Annotated in this window: 12 protein-coding genes; 9 read left to right on the plus strand and 3 right to left on the minus strand. The window is 41.5% G+C overall.

Going from position 1 to position 15,289, the window contains the following annotated elements; all coding sequences use genetic code 11:
- Nucleotides 1-262: 262 nt before the first annotated feature.
- From AAW12_RS07165 to AAW12_RS07190, 6 genes are all read left to right on the plus strand, one after another.
- Nucleotides 263-1,576, plus strand: coding sequence for a PDZ domain-containing protein (locus AAW12_RS07165; RefSeq protein WP_084823099.1), 1,314 nt, complete (start codon nt 263-265; stop codon nt 1,574-1,576).
- Nucleotides 1,577-2,105: 529 nt separating this feature from the next.
- Nucleotides 2,106-3,497: an RtcB family protein gene (locus tag AAW12_RS07170; RefSeq protein WP_046673025.1), complete on the plus strand. Its 1,392-nt coding sequence runs from the start codon at nt 2,106-2,108 to the stop codon at nt 3,495-3,497.
- Between the two features lie 5 nt (nt 3,498-3,502).
- The gene (prfH, locus tag AAW12_RS07175) at nt 3,503-4,126 is read left to right on the plus strand and encodes a peptide chain release factor H (protein WP_046672933.1); all 624 of its coding nucleotides are present in this window, start codon (nt 3,503-3,505) and stop codon (nt 4,124-4,126) included.
- Nucleotides 4,127-4,492: 366 nt separating this feature from the next.
- The gene (gene prpB, locus AAW12_RS07180) at nt 4,493-5,368 is read left to right on the plus strand and encodes a methylisocitrate lyase (RefSeq protein WP_046672934.1); all 876 of its coding nucleotides are present in this window, start codon (nt 4,493-4,495) and stop codon (nt 5,366-5,368) included.
- A 10-nt stretch (nt 5,369-5,378) separates the two neighbouring features.
- Nucleotides 5,379-6,530 (plus strand): 2-methylcitrate synthase, encoded by a 1,152-nt coding sequence (gene prpC, locus AAW12_RS07185; RefSeq protein WP_046673026.1) that lies wholly within the window; start codon nt 5,379-5,381, stop codon nt 6,528-6,530.
- 121 nt (nt 6,531-6,651) lie between these two features.
- Complete coding sequence (locus tag AAW12_RS07190) at nt 6,652-8,103, plus strand: bifunctional 2-methylcitrate dehydratase/aconitate hydratase (RefSeq protein ID WP_046672935.1); 1,452 nt, start codon at nt 6,652-6,654, stop codon at nt 8,101-8,103.
- Between the two features lie 201 nt (nt 8,104-8,304).
- Here AAW12_RS07190 and AAW12_RS07195 read toward each other — a convergent pair whose 3' ends face one another.
- A complete protein-coding gene (locus AAW12_RS07195) occupies nt 8,305-10,416 on the minus strand; it encodes a 3-hydroxyacyl-CoA dehydrogenase NAD-binding domain-containing protein (RefSeq protein ID WP_046672936.1) in 2,112 nt (703 codons plus the stop codon).
- 29 nt (nt 10,417-10,445) lie between these two features.
- Nucleotides 10,446-11,621 (minus strand): acyl-CoA dehydrogenase family protein, encoded by a 1,176-nt coding sequence (locus tag AAW12_RS07200; protein ID WP_046672937.1) that lies wholly within the window; start codon nt 11,619-11,621, stop codon nt 10,446-10,448.
- 322 nt (nt 11,622-11,943) lie between these two features.
- Here AAW12_RS07200 and AAW12_RS07205 point away from each other — a divergent pair, with 322 nt between their 5' ends.
- Complete coding sequence (locus AAW12_RS07205) at nt 11,944-13,122, plus strand: thiolase family protein (protein ID WP_046672938.1); 1,179 nt, start codon at nt 11,944-11,946, stop codon at nt 13,120-13,122.
- Nucleotides 13,123-13,245: 123 nt separating this feature from the next.
- Here the strand turns inward: AAW12_RS07205 and AAW12_RS07210 are convergent, their stop codons facing one another.
- Complete coding sequence (locus AAW12_RS07210) at nt 13,246-13,464, minus strand: hypothetical protein (RefSeq protein WP_046672939.1); 219 nt, start codon at nt 13,462-13,464, stop codon at nt 13,246-13,248.
- Between the two features lie 302 nt (nt 13,465-13,766).
- Here AAW12_RS07210 and AAW12_RS07215 point away from each other — a divergent pair, with 302 nt between their 5' ends.
- Both AAW12_RS07215 and AAW12_RS07220 read left to right on the plus strand, forming a co-directional pair.
- Nucleotides 13,767-14,507 (plus strand): histidine kinase, encoded by a 741-nt coding sequence (locus AAW12_RS07215; protein WP_046672940.1) that lies wholly within the window; start codon nt 13,767-13,769, stop codon nt 14,505-14,507.
- Nucleotides 14,497-15,219: a LytR/AlgR family response regulator transcription factor gene (locus tag AAW12_RS07220; protein WP_046672941.1), complete on the plus strand. Its 723-nt coding sequence runs from the start codon at nt 14,497-14,499 to the stop codon at nt 15,217-15,219. The genes AAW12_RS07215 and AAW12_RS07220 overlap by 11 nt, the downstream gene beginning before the upstream one ends.
- The last annotated feature ends 70 nt before the right edge of the window (nt 15,220-15,289 follow it).

The raw sequence follows: 15,289 nt of genomic DNA on the forward strand, positions 1-15,289 counted from the left end.
ACTGAACAAGCACTGAACAAGCAGTGTCTAAAGAGTTAATACGATTGCTCTTTGATCCGAATTTGCTACTGTTAAAAATGAAAAGAGAAAAATGAAAGGAGCAATACTTATATCACAAAAAGGCGGCCGTTGTATGTGGTGTAATAAAAAGGGTAAATCGACTACCGTCAAATTTGGCAATACACAATATCAGCTTTTTTTTATAAACTTTCGTTAATCTGAATAATCTTGTTTAAATTGGAAATACCAAATATAAACTTGGATGAAAACAGTTTTTTTATCGCTGGCACTGTTGTGTTTTTTCATGACGCAGGGACAAGTGGGCTTTGTCTTAAACGAGAAAAAGAATGTTAAATTTCCTTTTCTTTTTGTCCATAACCTAGTCATTATACCTGTGCAGGTAAACGGATATATGATGAACTTCCTGTTGGATACAGGTGTTAAAGAAACCATGATATTTGGGGAAACATTAAAATCAATTGATAGCGCTGTTTTTGTTAACAAGTTTCAGGGCTTGGGTCGGGAAGAGGGGTTGGACGGCTATTTATCCGTCAGCAATCACGTGAATATTGCAGGCGTATATGAAGATTTAGATCAACCGATCTATATTCTTCAAAATGCTCATATTGATATTTCTACCCGGATAGGCGTGGAAGTGAATGGAATTATGGGTAGTCGTTTCTTTGAAAACCAATTGATCGAAATGGATTTTCAAAAACATCGCATCACCTTATATCCTCGGGCGAACAAGCCTAAGGGGCTTGAGAAGATGCAGCGTTTGCCCTTGGATATTTTAAACAGTCGTCCCTATACTTCGGTCGCTTTTAAACAGGGCGATGTGGCTATTGATGGTCGTGTATTGATCGATATGGGAAATAGCGATGCCTTAATGCTTATTCCTTCCAAGCTAAATAATTTTGATATTAAGCCACCATTTATTGATGACTACATAGGGCAAGGGTTTAACGGTGAGATTTACGGTAAAAGAAATCGAATCCGATCGCTCGAACTTGGGCCGTTTACAATGGATTATCCTCTCGTAGCCTATCCCGAATTGAGTTCGTTACAGCATGCAACATTTGTGAGCGAAAGGGTAGGGTCCATTGGAAATGAGTTGTTACGTCGATTTAAGGTCGTATTCGATTACCCCAACAAGTCCATGTATCTTCATAAGAATAAAGATTTTGATCGCTTTTATTATTTGAATATGAGTGGCTTAGAAATTATCCACGATGGCATTAAATACGAAAAAGAAGAAATACCCGTGGTGCTGCAAAAAGATGGCGGTACAGAGGTAAGATTGGGCAACAGCGTGCAGTATCGCTTTGTACTACGGAATATGTACAAAATTGCGACGGTTCGTGATGGTTCGCCTGCAGCAATCGCAGGACTAATGCCCGGAGATAAGGTCGTAAGGATTAATGGTAGACCTGCATCTTCATTTTCCCTGGAGTCGATCCACAATCTTTTTAAATCAGAAGAGGGAAAGGAAATGCGTTTCCGCGTAACCAGAGGCGGGAATACACGCGACTTTAAATTTGTGCTAAAGGATCCACTTCCATTTAACCCGAATTAAATTTTCGCAAATATGAAAAGTTTAAATAAAACTTATTTATCTTTGCTGTCAATAATAGTATTTTAACAATTAAACACGAAGAGATATGTTGGTCGCCAAGATTATAACACCGCAAGCTTTTAAGGCAAATGGATTTGCTGAAAGCAATCTTCGTGCTTTTTGTCATATTTAAGACATTCTTCAAAATTGGAGCACATCGCGTTTGTTCAATCCGTCGGAATGAATAATCGGATCGCTTCACTTCTTTTGGAAAACCAATTAATACAGATGAAAAAGCCGAAGTTCATTCGGGCTTTTTATTTTTCCGGATTTTCGTTTCTATTCATATAACTTAGACTCTTTAGGGGCATATGGCTTTCTGAAAAGGTGTTTGCAATCCGCTCTTTCGCAGTAATCAACTGTGCATAATGAAGAGCGTTTGTTTAATAGATTCGTTATCTCTAAAAGAATATTCCCGAAATTTTTTCAAAAAGGCTGCCGATTTCCACGATGGAATTGGGGGCTAATTATGTATGTTTTTTATAAAAAAATGGGAAGTAAACTATCTGGAAAAGACTTAATAAAAATAGGTTTTCCACAAAATAATATAGTTAACACAGCTTTAGGACTGATTACAAGGTATCGAAAGAAGGAGAATAAAGAAACCATTCTTCTTGAACTTGCTGAGCTGTTAGAAGCTCCGGAGCGATTTATGGAGCATAAAATATGGGGAAAGCTTTCTGAAGGGCTGGTGCAGCCCATAGAAATACGTGTCCGGGAGCTGCGCTCGCATGGTGCTCCATTTAATATATTTGGTGAAAATGAAATTGATGAGCAGGCGAAAAGACAATTGTACGATGCATTGCGTTTGCCTATTTCAAGGCGAGGTGCATTGATGCCAGATGCACATACAGGTTATGGGCTTCCCATCGGTGGGGTGCTGGCTACAGAAAATGCCGTTTTACCCTATGGTGTGGGGGTGGATATCGGTTGCCGGATGAGCCTGTCGATATTCGATTTACCTGGCAGTTATTTTAAAGGACGAGAATTTCAACTGAGAAATATATTGAAGGAAAATACCAAATTTGGTTTAACCGACACGCATCGTGAGAAGTCTGATCACGTCATTTTCAGCCGGACGGAATTTCAGGAAATACCGCTGTTAAAATCCCTGCTGGGGAAAGCTTATAGGCAATTCGGGACTTCTGGCAGCGGAAATCATTTTGTCGAAATGGGCATTGTTGAGCTTCATACCGTGCGGAACGAATGGGGGATGGATCCAGGGCAGTATTTGGGGATTTTATCCCATAGTGGTTCTCGCGGCCTGGGAGCACATATCGCTAAACATTATACGAGTCTGGCTGCCCAATTATGTCCATTACCTCGTCATGTGCAGCATTTGGCCTGGTTGGATTTAGCAACCCAAGAAGGACAAGAATATTGGATGGCAATGAATTTGGCAGGGGACTATGCCCAGGCCTGTCATACGGATATCCACCGACGTTTGGCTAAAGCACTTGGAGGTAACCCCGTGGTAACGATCGAAAATCATCATAATTTCGCATGGAAGGAATTCGTGAATGGTGAGGAATGTATCGTTCATAGGAAGGGAGCAACTCCTGCTGGAAAGGGTGTGTTGGGGGTGATTCCCGGCTCGATGACAGCACCGGGGTTCATTGTTGAAGGGAGGGGAAACCCCTTAAGTTTACAGTCGGCATCCCATGGAGCTGGGCGTGTCATGTCGAGATCTGCCTGCAAAAATAATTTAACAAAAAGCGCCATGTTGAAAGATCTGGAAGCATGTGGTGTGGAGTTGATCGGGGGCGCGTTGGATGAGTCGCCACGTGCTTATAAAGATATTCATCGGGTGATGAAATTGCAGGAGGAACTGGTGAATGTTCTCGGAACGTTTAGTCCGAAGATTGTGCGTATGGACAAATAAAGGTGATGGAAGAAAGGTATTTACAGGTTTCTTCGGGACGAGGTCCTAAGGAATGTAATATGGCTGTCAGGTTAGTCTTCGATAGACTCTCTATTGAAAGCCGTAAAGTTGGCGCAGAAATTAAGGAAATAGAAAGAGAAGACATTGATGGACTTCCTTGTTCGTTAATCGTCAGATTGAGCGGAAAAGATATAGATCAATTGATTGATCATTGGATTGGCACAATCTGTTGGGTGTGTAAAAGCCCCTTTCGTCCTTTACACAAACGGAAGAATTGGTTTGTCGAAGTTAAAATGTACCATCCTGGGGAAAAGGAAAAGCTGTTGGATTTGAAGGATGTATATTTCCAAACAATGCGGAGTAGCGGCGCAGGTGGGCAGCATGTCAATAAAGTAAGTTCTGGCGTCAGAGCTACGCATGCACCGACAGGGGTAAGTGTTCAGGTGATGGACACGAGATCGCAATTGCAGAATAAGGAGATCGCAATGCTGCGCCTGGCTGCACGTCTTCGGGATTTAGGGCAGGCCACATTAAACGCGACCAAAGTACAAAAATGGAAAGATCAAATCGAGGTGTCACGGGGACAGGCGAAACGCGTCTTTCATGGACAAAAGTTTGTTGAAAAGTAAGTTATTTTTACTGTTTTACTGAAGCGAAAACCCTTGCTAGTATTTTGGCAAGGGTTTCTTGTACGGTTAACTCGTTTAATAATGGATTGTAGTATTAGAAAAAAAACAATTCCAAAAAGTTGGGGCTTTTTGATTGCTGTTGTATTCTCTTTTACAACAAAGCCTATACGGTTGTCAAAGGTATTGCCGTATTTTCTTCTGTCATTGACCTTTTATGTAGAAAATAATTTGTTTTATTGCGGTGATAATTAGTATCTTTAAGAGGAAGGGCCGCAAAAGAATCCCTTCAGACTAAGTAAACTTAAGTAGCCGCGGTAGCCTGTATCTAAAGGAGGTTATAGGGCATGGAATTTCAAATTCGATATTATGATAAAATCCTCGGGCTTCCTTTTTAAGGAAGCGATCAAGAATGAAAAACCATTACAAATTGTTGGAGCGATCAATGCCAATCATGCTCTTTTGGCTGAACAGGCTGGTTTTAAAGCTATTTATCTTTCTGGAGGCGGTGTTGCAGCAGGTTCTCTTGGGATTCCAGATCTTGGGATTACAACACTTCAGGATGTTTTGATTGATGTGGATCGCATTACAAATGTGTGTAAACTTCCTTTGCTGGTGGATATTGACACTGGCTTTGGTCCTTCGGCGTTCAATGTGGCCCGTGCAATAAAGTCTTTAATTAAAGTGGGCGCGGCGGCGGTTCATATGGAGGATCAGGTGGGGGCTAAGCGTTGTGGGCATCGGCCTGGGAAAGAGCTTGTCTCCCGGGCTGAAATGGTTGACCGTCTGAAAGCAGCGGTTGATGCACGTACGGATCAGCATTTTGCCATTGGTGCACGTACAGATGCACTGGCTTCCGAAGGCCTTGAGCTTGCTTTGGAGAGGGCTGTGGCTTATAAAGAAGCTGGAGCGGATTTTATTTTTGCCGAGGCGGTGCATCATTTGGAGCAATACGTTCAATTTAGTGCGGCAACAGGTCTTCCGATTTTGGCGAATATCACCGAATTTGGCCAAACACCGTTGTTTGGCCTGGATGAACTGCGTCAAGCGGATGTTTCTATTGTCCTTTATCCGCTATCTGCCTTCCGTGCAGCTAATAAAGCAGCTACAACAGTTTATCGTCACATTCGGGAAGATGGGGGGCAGCTGAATGTGATCGACGATATGCAGACGAGAGAGGAGTTATACAGAAGTATCGATTATTATGCCTATGAAAATCGATTGGATCAATTGTTTAACAAATAATTATATTCAGATGGAAGAGACAAACAGCACAGGTTTTAAGCCTAAAAAAAGTGTAGCACTCTCCGGTGTAACAGCAGGTAATACGGCTTTGAGTACTGTCGGAAAAAGTGGTAATGATCTGCATTATAGGGGTTATGATATTTTAGATTTGGCACATCAGGCAAGTTTTGAAGAGGTTGCTTATTTACTTATTTATGGAAGTCTACCAACACAGGCACAGCTCGTCACTTATCAAAGTCAATTGATCAGTCAACGTGGCCTACCTATTACTGTTCAACAGGTCCTCAAGCAGTTGCCGTCTACAGCACATGCCATGGATGTTTTACGGACTTATGTTTCGTTTTTCGGTAGTGTATCGCCAGAAAAGGATAGTCATCCCATTGCTGGTGCACGGGATATTGCAACTCGTCTGATGGCATCGATGGCTTCAGCACTGTTGTACTGGTATCACTTTAGTCAGCATGGACGTGAGGTGCAGGTTGAGACCTCGGACTCCACTTTAGGCGGACATTTTTTACATCTCCTGCACGGAAAAGTCCCATCGCCGTCTTGGGTAAGAGCGATGCAAATTTCACTTAATTTATATGCGGAGCATGAATTCAACGCATCCACATTCACCGCTCGGGTAATTGCAGGAACGGGATCAGATATGTATTCCTGTATAGCAGGGGCAATAGGTGCACTACGTGGACCTAAGCATGGCGGAGCCAATGAGGTCGCTTTCGAAATTCAGAGTCGTTATGCAAATGCTGATGAGGCGGAAGAGGATATCCGAAGACGATTGGCAAATAAAGAAGTCATTATTGGATTTGGTCATCCGGTGTATACGATCTCGGATCCAAGAAATCAAGTGATAAAACAAGTTGCGAGAGAGCTGTCGGAAGAAGCAGGAGACATGACACTCTACCTGATCGCGGAGCGTTTGGAAAAAGTTATGTGGGAAGAAAAGAAAATGTTTCCGAACCTGGATTGGTACTCCGCCGTCTCCTATCACATTATGGGGATTCCTACGGAGATGTTTACGCCCTTATTTGTCCTCTCACGTATAACAGGCTGGTCGGCACATGTCTTCGAGCAGCGCCAAGATGGGAAAATTATCCGGCCGAGCGCAAACTACATTGGTCCAGATGACAGGCCTTTTGTACCTCTTTCCGAACGGTAAATTTGGATCGGAAAAAGGCTTTAAAAGGTGCTTTTGAACATAGGGCTTTGAGAGAGAACTTAGCTCAGAAAAAAAGATTTATATTAATAAATAGAACGACAGTCTTATACGAAATACACGAATGAGTTCAGCAATATCAAATGAAAGACCACAACCGGATCAGGTTTTAGTGGACATTGTGGACTATGTCCTAAGTTATAAAATTGAGGAAAAAGTCGCTTGGAATACAGCATTTTACTGTTTTCTCGATACCGTCGGCTGCGGCTTGGAAGCATTGACTTATCCTGCCTGTACTAAATTGTTGGGGCCAGTTGTGGCAGGGACCGTTGTACCGAATGGCGCAAGGGTACCGGGTACAAATTTTCAATTGGATCCCATTCAGGCTGCATTCAATATCGGCACGATTATTCGATGGCTGGATTTTAATGATACCTGGCTAGCTGCAGAATGGGGCCATCCATCCGATAATTTAGGGGGAATTTTAGCTGTCGCAGATTGGTTGAGCCGAACCAATATTGCGAATGGTCAAAAACCATTGAAAACTAAAGTGGTGCTCGAGGCAATGATTATGGCTCATGAGATACAAGGTGTTTTGGCGCTTGAAAACTCATTCAATAAAGTGGGTTTGGACCATGTTATTTTGGTTAAGGTTGCTTCAACAGCGGTGGTAGGTAGGCTCCTTGGTCTCACAAGAGAGGAATTGCTCAACGCGGTTTCTTTGGCTTTTGTCGATGGACAAGCTTTACGCACTTATCGGCATGCACCAAATACAGGTAGCCGAAAATCATGGGCAGCCGGAGATGCAACTTCACGTGCTGTTCGACTGGCCATGATCGCAAAAACAGGAGAGATGGGCTATCCATCTGTTTTGACAGCTCCAATCTGGGGATTCTACGATGTATCCTTTAAAGGAAGTGCATTTAAATTTCAACGTGCTTACGGATCATATGTGATGGAGAATATTCTTTTTAAGATTTCTTTTCCTGCTGAGTTCCATGCACAGACTGCAGCCGAAGCAGCAATGTTACTTCATCAGCAATTGAAGGAATTCGGAAAAAGTACTTCGGATATTGCCCGTGTTACCATTCGTACACATGAAGCGGCTATCCGGATTATCGATAAAAAGGGGCCTTTGCACAACCCTGCAGACCGTGATCACTGTATTCAGTATATGGTTGCTGTGCCGCTGATCTTTGGACGTCTGACAGCTGAAGATTATGAAAATCATATCGCTTCTGATCCAAGAATTGACGCACTGCGCGATAAAATTTATTGTATCGAAGATACTCAATTCACCCTTGATTATCACGATCCACAGAAGCGGGCGATATCAAATGCTTTGACCATTGAATTGACTGATGGAACCTTATTGCCTGAGGTAGTTGTCGAATACCCAATAGGTCATCCAAGAAGGAGGGCAGAAGGAATACCTAAGTTAATCGAAAAATACAAAACAAATCTTGCTCGGGTATTTTCTGAAAAACAGCAAAAGGAAATACTTGCAGCTACCTTGGACTACGATACTTTCCTCGAACAGGATGTTTCGCGTCTCATGGATTTGTTTGTGCGCTAATGATATAGCTAGGGCGATTCCCCCTATTTGTCGCCCTAGCTTTTGTTTATTACTTTATGACATCATTACGAAGTTATATAGAATATTTAGTTTTAAAGATGTAATCCTCTGTTTTGTAGTTTTTTAACTCTTTAATAGTTATCTATTGGGGTAGCATTTAATAGGTGCTAGACAACTTCTGCAGTTGAGCACAGGTCGGTTTTAAGACCAGTTTGAGTCGAAACCATTATAAAATCTGAAATCTTTATCTGCCAGCTCTCTTAAAGATGCTGGAATATCCCATTGTTCACCGTAGGGCTGAAATAGTTGACATTCCGAAACGAATAGAGGAAGTGTTGTGAGATCGATGTGACCGAATACCCCCCCGGTATGGCTTGCATAACCAACCCCTAAGATGGAACCAATATCGCCATCGATGGGTTGATGAAGTACACCTTCTGCGAGGCATCGGTAACTATCCAATGCCATAACATGCAATAAACGCTTACGGATAATTGTAGCTGTTATATTTTCCTTTACAGATGCAATTATAGGGTTTTTCCAAATTTTCTTCTTTTTGGTTTCAGTGTCATAATCGTAGAATCCGGCGCCTGATTTTTTTCCTTTTCTTCCTTGATCCACCATACCTTTGAGGTAATTGTATGCGCGCTTTTGGCTGGCATGTAGTTGTGGAAGTTGATCATATACATGGAGCATTAGCTCCAAGGAGATTTCGTCTAATACCGCTAAGGGACCTACGGCAAAACCTGCAGCTATCGCTTCCTCTTCAATAAGAGTTGGAGAGATTCCTTCCAATACCATTGTAATACCCTCCAGTATATAGTTGAAGAAAATACGCGAGGTGAAAAAACCTGGACCGTCTTGTACGACTATCGGAATTTTATTGAGGCGTAAAGCTGTGGCGAGTGCTTTCTCCAACGTTTTTTGCGCGGTTTGTTTACCACAGATGATTTCGACAAGAGGCATGCGGTCAACAGGAGAAAAGAAATGCATGCCGATAAAACTCTTAGGTTCGGTGCTTGCTTTCGCAAGCTCCGTAATGGGCAATGATGTCGTATTTGTCGCGAAGAACCCATTTTCACTTAAATAGGGTAAGCTTTCTTGTGTGACATCAGCTTTTAGGTGGAAATCTTCAAATACAGCTTCAATAATACAGTCAGATCCATTCAGATCACCGACTTGTTCCGTTGGTTTTATGCGTGCAAGCAATTGCTCCCCTTGGGATGCGGTCATGGTTCCTAAAGCCAGTGATTTTTCACAAACCTGCTTAGCATAAGCTTTGCCGCGTTGGGCTTGGGAAAGTGTAACGTCTTTTAAAGCAACTTTTATTCCCGCCCGGGCCGCCTCATAAGCAATCCCCGACCCCATCATTCCAGCACCCAGAATGCCTATTTTTTTTAGGCTATAATCCTCAAAATGGTTTATACTTTTGGGTGATTTCGCCAATTGGACACCATAATGGAGTGTACGGACCATGCTGAGTGGCTCGGGACGATTCAATACGTGCAGGTACAGGTTTGCTTCCTGCTCGGCGGCCTCAAACGGTGTAGATAATTGTTTTTTTTGTAATAATTCAATAACTGCATTTGTACCGGGGTATAAGCCGCGTGCTTTTTTTTGGATAGCGAGAATTGCTTCGGGGGGCAGTTCGTCCATTTGTTTTGTGTGTTGGTTGGCATCAATGCTGGGAGGATGAAGAATCCAGTTTTTTGCTAAAGATAGGCAATCGTCCGGCTTCTTCGCCAATTTATTGATTAACCCAAGTTGATGTGCTTCTTCACTGCTCACAAGTTTGCTTTGTGTCAGCAGACTTAGTGCATTTTCAGTACCTATCAATGCTGGCAAATAGATCGTTGCACCAAAAGCCGTAAACAAACCATACCTACTTTCCGGAAAGCCAAACTGAAGTTTTTCGGAGGCGATACGACAATTAGACCATAGCATAGTCGCTAGGGCAATCGCAGTACAATTGTTAGTGAAAAGAGAGACAATTGGCTTTTTAAACGTTTCCCAACGTAAAACTTTTGATGTAAGCTTGTATAAGTCCGAAGGGCTCGAATGGCTTGAAGAAAACTGCTCAAATAATTGCGCATAATCAATTTTTTCGTCTTGAATCGGACAGCTGTATACGACACCTATCGTATCTTCCCGTTCGAGAACGAACGTAACCAAATCGACAAATTGTGTGAGATAGTCTATCATATCCAACTGCTCGGGAGCTGCTGTGGATATAGGGTGGATTGTAATGATATGATGACTATCCTGTTCTACACGGAAGAGAGTGTGGGTTATATAAGATTTATTTTCATCCATTGTACTTGGTCCTGATTTTTAAAAGCTTTCTATTGTTTGGACTTTCCGGATTGATAAGTCACATGATCTATTGTCATTTTCGCAATAATTTCGAGCATGATTTCTGAGGTTCCTCCGATAATGGTGCCGACACGGACATCGCGATATAAACGTGCAATTTTATAATCTTCTGTAAAGCCATAACCGCCAAATAATTGGAGACATTGGTTCACGACATTGACGGCGAGCTCACTTGCCTGTAGTTTCGCTATGGAACATTCTTGGACTGCATATTCGTTTTGGTCCTGGAGATCACAACAATGGTGGACAAAGGCTTTCGTGGTAGCAATATTGGCTGCCATTTGTGCGATCCGGTGCCGTATGGTTTGAAATTCCTGGATTTTTTTTCCAAAGGCTTCCCGTTGTGCGATATAATCAAGCGTATACTGAAATGCGGATTCTGCGGTAGCGAGGCTATGAACAGCTGCGGTAAGCCTTTCCAACTGAAGTCCATCCATTAAATAGCGAAATCCTTCTCCGGCAATGCCGACGAGGTGAGAAATAGGGACTCGCACATTATTAAACCCTAGTTCGGCAGTGTCTGAGGCGTGCCAACCTAATTTATTGATTTTGCTTGAAGAGACTCCGCTTGCATTTCTGTCTATAATTAACAAGCTTATTCCTTTTGTTCCTTGGTCAGGAGCAGTTTTGACTGCTGTAATGAAGAAATCACCGTAGTAACCGTTGGTGATAAATGTTTTAGATCCGTTCACAATATAAAAATCTCCATCGCGGACAGCTGTTGTTTTGATCTGCTTTACGTCAGAACCAGCCCCGGGTTCAGTAATAGCAACAGCGCTGATCATATCACCAGCAATAACCGGTTTAAGATAGCGTGCTTTCAGATCTTCAGATCCATATTTCAGTAGGTATGGAGCCGACATAAACTGAATGACAAGCGCGGAAATGGTAAATCCGCCAGAAAAACAATGCGACAATTCTTCGCAGAGTATCAAGGAATAATAAAAATCGAGTTCTAGTCCGCCATACACTTCTGGATAATTGAGCCCCATAAATCCCATATCACCCATTTTCTTCCACACTTTCCGGTCGATCTCCCCCTGTTTTTCCCAATCATCGATGTAAGGTGTAATTTCTTTTCGAATAAACGCGCGAAGTGTATCGCGAAAAATCTGATGTTCAGCTGTAAACCGGATTGTCTGCATAATCGTTTATCTTGCTTCTGGTTATCTGATGTAAGGCGGCCTTTTGAATGCCCGTCTAGTAGGATGTTACCTAAACGAATTTAACGAAAAGCCTTGGCTTTTTACAAATTTTTATTCTTTATTTTTCGTTCAATAGATTAAGTAGGGATGTTTTTGCGTTATTTTTTTTCTATTTATTCTGTTTTAGCAAAAAAAATAAAACCCGACTTGTTGTGGGGTATCTGTTATATTTTCTATCTTTAATAGTAGAAAGGCTGTTGGGCATATGCTAGTGACAAGCCTTTAAAATTTTGAGCACAACAATTATAAACTTTTTTATATCATGTCAAAGAGCGTATTTATCGTTGCAGCGAAACGTACACCAATAGGAAGCTTTGGTGGGGCGCTATCCTCGATTTCAGCCCCAAAGCTTGCCGCTTGCGCTGTCCGGGCGGTTGTTGATGAAGCTGGAATTGCCAGTGATCTAGTCGACGAGATTATTATCGGTGCTGTTTTGCAAGCTGATTTAGGACAAGCACCGGCTCGACAGGTTGCCCGTTTCGCCGGTTTATCAGATCATACAACTGCAACAACCATCAATAAAGTATGTGCAAGTGGGATGAAAGCAATCGCTGTTGCTGCGCAGAGTATTCTGTTGGGAGATGCAGATGTTGTGATCGCAGGGGGGATGGAAAGCATGAGCAGGGTGCCTTACTATGCGGATGCTATGCGCTGGGGCGCGAAGTTTGGCGCTCAAGGCCTGAGTGATGGCTTGCAACGCGATGGCTTAAGTGATGCCTATTCAAATGATGCCATGGGAGTCTTCGCAGAACTATGCGCCGAAAAATATCATATTGGTCGTAAAGAACAGGATAGTTATGCAATAAGTTCCTATAAAAGAAGCCTCGATGCTTGGCAAAAAAATAAGTTTTTGAGCGAAGTCCAACCTATAACGGTGCAGAGTCGAAAAGGAGAGGTGCTTGTTTCGCGGGATGAAGAGTTTTCTCAGGTCAATTTTGACAAGATACCTGAGCTGAGGCCTGCTTTCAAAAAAGAGGGCACTGTAACGGCTGCGAACGCATCGACGATAAGTGATGGAGCTGCTGCGGTACTGCTCATGTCTGGTGAAAAATTGGAAGAACTTGGACTTGTCCCCTTAGCCGAGATTATTGCTTATGCTGATGCTGAACAAGCGCCAGAATGGTTTACGACAACGCCTAGTGTTGCCACAAATAAAGTATTAAAAAAAGCAGGCCTTACCATTGATGATATTGATTATTTCGAATTTAATGAAGCCTTTTCTGTTGTCGCTTTGGCAAATGCACAAATTTTAGGCTTACCCTTGAACAAAGTAAACGTCTATGGAGGAGCGGTATCTTTGGGGCATCCATTGGGATGTTCGGGAGCTAGAATTGTAGTAACACTGAGCAGCATCTTAAGACAGGAGGGGGGATCATTAGGACTGGCAGCGATATGTAATGGTGGCGGTGGTGCCTCTGCCATGATTATTAAAAAAATTTGATGCTTCTTCCAGCATAAGATTAAGGTACTCTTATGCTGGAAGAAGTTCAGTTTTATTGAATTCGGTTGTTATTAACCATTAAGCTTCCAAGAAACTTATTTTATTTGCTATCAAGTCGTTTGTCTACTCTTCATATAGACGACTTGCTTCGACGCCATGGAGCGCAAGCTCCGACTCGATTTCCGTCGGGTTTAATCGAATGCCTTCTATGGTTAACAGATTGTAAATAGAATCCAAGTCGATCTTCCATTCGTGGATGCCATTCAATTTTTCAACAGCTTGTTTGATTTTATCTACAAGACTGGGATGTTGTGCATTAGTTTCGAAAATGAGTTTTTCCATCGTGTTTCATATTAAGCCGGATAAAAAATCAGGCGGGTTTAACCAAAATAGCGTAGACAATCATTTGATCGGCTAATTACAATAGTATCAATATAAGGATAATAATCTTAAATTAATGCTTTAAAATGACTAAATTGTAATGAAACTGTTAATTTTTGTAATAAATACATGTGAATTTTACAGTGCTATATTTTGTTTAGAAGCACTCAAATTTCATTTTATCGTAAACGGATAAAGGGGCTGGTCGGCCGGATTTTCTGGAGGCTGTTTTTCGTTCATAATGAAATTTTAACTAAGTTTGGATGAACATGACGACTGAGATCTCGAATATTATTATTCTATTATTGCTGACAATTGTTGTTTTAATATTGGGTTTGTATCTATTGTTAAGACAAAAATACCGGAGACTTGAGATAGAGAATAGACAACAAAAGGAGCTTTTTAATCGTATGGACAATCAAAAGATAGCACATTTCCATCGGGCTCAATTAAATCCACATTTGCTTAAAAATTCGTTGAACGGAATACTTTCTCATGCTTATCAAACCTATTACACGATGGATAAGTTAGCCATGGTATTAGACTACGTTTTGTACGAAAGCGAAGATGAACTCGTTTCACCGAAGGCTGAAATTGAATTTGCCCGCAATCTCATTGAAATAAACAAGGTAAAACTGAGCCCTTTATTTGATATCCGTGTTAACTTTGACATTGATGAACTAAATGACTCCATGTTGAACATGCCGTCATTAGTCCCGCTGATGTCGGTGGATTTAATTGAAAATGCGTTTAAGCATGCAGATTTCCACGGTCCGGATTCTTTTATCGCTATCCTGTTGACCTTTAAGAATGGTCTATTCGAATTAGTTGTAAGCAATCGAATATCAAAACGTTCACCGCTGCAAAAGTCTAAAAGTGGGATAGGTAGCAAAACTTTGGAAGAGCGTCTCTTATTGTATTATCCAGGTAGACATCAACTACGCCGATTTGTAGAAAATGATGTCTATACTGCCCATCTTCAAATCAGATTGTATGTCGATTGAAAGAAATTTGAAATGTATTCTTTTGGATGATGAAATACCAAGCTTGAGATTTTTGAAAATGCTCTGTGAGCAGATCCCTGGCTTGGAGGTGGTTAAAACTTTTAATGACCCAGCTTCATTATTGAAGGAATACCGCAAACTGACTTTTGATTTTTGCATTCTGGATATTGAAATGCCAGAATTTAACGGATTTGACATAGCCAACGAGCTAAAAAACTATCCAATTGTCTTTTCTACTGCATATAAACAATATGCGAGCGATGCGTTTGACATCAATGCAGTAGATTATATGCGTAAACCACTATCCTTACAGCGTCTTCAACAAGCCATTATGAAGGTCGAGCAATTAATCAGCAAGCGATCTGAAACTATCTCTTTTGCGCAATTTAATACGAATAAAGGAAAAACAGTATTGTATTTCGAACAGATTAACTATGTTCAAATAGCTGAAGTAGACAGCCGGGATAAAACAGTTTATTTGGCGGATGGCTCGTTTATTTTATTGAAAAATATAAGCTTTGATAAGCTGCTGGAGATCTTGCCTGAACAGGATTTTATCCGTATCAATAAAAAAGAGATCATTGCAGCCAAGATCGTCAAATTTTTTTCGGCTGATGAAATTACAAGCACTTTGTTGGACGATCAAGATCTACCCCTTCTTTTTAATTTGGGCGAATCGTACAAGAAAATGTTTTTCGAGAAATTCAGTTGATTACAAAATTCTTTTGGTTCATTACATATTTTCTTAGACCTACCTGCTGAAAGGCATTAAAACTACAACA

The organism is Sphingobacterium sp. Ag1, assembly GCF_000988325.1.
Lineage (GTDB): Bacteria > Bacteroidota > Bacteroidia > Sphingobacteriales > Sphingobacteriaceae > Sphingobacterium.

Coding starts and splice junctions, on each gene's coding strand:
- AAW12_RS07165 (WP_084823099.1), top strand. CDS start 263: ATGAAAACAGTTTTTTTATCGCTGGCACTGTTGTGTTTTTTCATGACG.
- AAW12_RS07170 (WP_046673025.1), top strand. CDS start 2,106: ATGGGAAGTAAACTATCTGGAAAAGACTTAATAAAAATAGGTTTTCCA.
- prfH (WP_046672933.1), top strand. CDS start 3,503: ATGGAAGAAAGGTATTTACAGGTTTCTTCGGGACGAGGTCCTAAGGAA.
- prpB (WP_046672934.1), top strand. CDS start 4,493: ATGATAAAATCCTCGGGCTTCCTTTTTAAGGAAGCGATCAAGAATGAA.
- prpC (WP_046673026.1), top strand. CDS start 5,379: ATGGAAGAGACAAACAGCACAGGTTTTAAGCCTAAAAAAAGTGTAGCA.
- AAW12_RS07190 (WP_046672935.1), top strand. CDS start 6,652: ATGAGTTCAGCAATATCAAATGAAAGACCACAACCGGATCAGGTTTTA.
- AAW12_RS07195 (WP_046672936.1), bottom strand. CDS start 10,416: ATGGATGAAAATAAATCTTATATAACCCACACTCTCTTCCGTGTAGAA.
- AAW12_RS07200 (WP_046672937.1), bottom strand. CDS start 11,621: ATGCAGACAATCCGGTTTACAGCTGAACATCAGATTTTTCGCGATACA.
- AAW12_RS07205 (WP_046672938.1), top strand. CDS start 11,944: ATGTCAAAGAGCGTATTTATCGTTGCAGCGAAACGTACACCAATAGGA.
- AAW12_RS07210 (WP_046672939.1), bottom strand. CDS start 13,464: ATGGAAAAACTCATTTTCGAAACTAATGCACAACATCCCAGTCTTGTA.
- AAW12_RS07215 (WP_046672940.1), top strand. CDS start 13,767: ATGAACATGACGACTGAGATCTCGAATATTATTATTCTATTATTGCTG.
- AAW12_RS07220 (WP_046672941.1), top strand. CDS start 14,497: ATGTCGATTGAAAGAAATTTGAAATGTATTCTTTTGGATGATGAAATA.